Below are 1,124 nucleotides of genomic sequence, written 5' to 3'. Positions count from 1 at the left end.
GTGCGCCCAGCATGGGCGCACTCCTGTGGGTGAAAGTCCCGCCGCGAGCTGACCACAGTGAGCGAAGTGAAGCGCAACTGCGGAAGGGTAACTGACCGTGGAGAGGAAGCGTGAATCGTAAATCATGAGCCGATGGACAAGAACTGCATAGAAGGCGCTGCCGATCAGGGCGAGCGGGCCATGAACCGCGAAGCTCTTGTGGTCAAGGAGAAGCAGCGTAGATGCGGCGGTTGTGTGATGAAGGAGTGCGGCCCTTACCTGGGGACGCCCTGCCTTACGTCTGAAAGGACGGCGGCGTTGCCGTAGCAGGGTCTCAGCAGAGGTCATAGTAGTTGGTGGTAGCGCCGGGAAGGCTCGAGCCCGCTAACGAAGGACCAAACGAGTAGGAGTGTTGTCCGGCATGTCGATACAGCAGGCAATGCGTCAGATGCCCGCGTCAGCGGGGCGGGAGGCCAGCGGCCAGGGTGAAGCCTTGGCTGCAACTTCCAGCGGCGAAGCTTGCTGCCCGCGGCATGTGTCAGGAGACGCGGGATTAATGCTGCTGCGTGCGGCGTTGAGAAGGGAAAACCTGCTGCAAGCGTTCAAGCGTGTGCGTCGCAACAAGGGCGCAGCGGGGGTGGATGGCCGGGACATCGACGAGACCTCTCGCTATCTGGCTGGTACATGGCCGGAGATACGTGAACAACTGTTGGCGGGAACGTACCGGCCCAGTCCGGTACGCAGGGTGACGATTCCAAAGCCCGATGGGGGCGAGCGCGAGCTCGGCATTCCTACGGGTACGGATCGGCTGATCCAGCAAGCACTGCTCCAAGTGCTGCAACCGATTCTTGACCCCACATTCAGTGAGCACAGCTACGGTTTCCGTCCGGGCCGGCGTGCGCATGACGCGGTACTTGCTGCGCGAGCGTACGTGCAGTCGGGACGGCGGATCGTGGTGGACGTTGACCTGTCGAAGTTCTTCGACAGGGTCAACCACGACATCCTGATCGACCGCTTACGGAAGCGCATCGACGACGCCGGGGTGATTCGGTTGATTCGTGCCTATCTCAACAGTGGCATCATGGACCATGGCGTGGTGCAGTCGCGGCACGAGGGCACGCCGCAAGGCGGTCCGCTGTCGCCGC

At 62.2% G+C, this 1,124-nt stretch carries 1 protein-coding gene; it reads left to right on the top strand.

All coding sequences use genetic code 11. From position 1 onward, the window contains the following. Positions 1-400: 400 nt before the first annotated feature. The coding region (locus EJB06_RS31500) for a reverse transcriptase domain-containing protein (RefSeq protein ID WP_267876926.1) at positions 401-1,124 on the top strand (724 nt) is incomplete at its 3' end.

The sequence above is a fragment of the Massilia atriviolacea genome (assembly GCF_003953935.1).
GTDB lineage: Bacteria > Pseudomonadota > Gammaproteobacteria > Burkholderiales > Burkholderiaceae_D > Telluria_A > Telluria_A atriviolacea.
Note: the sequence above shows the minus strand (reverse complement) of the source record. Positions and strands in the feature narration are given on the sequence as shown.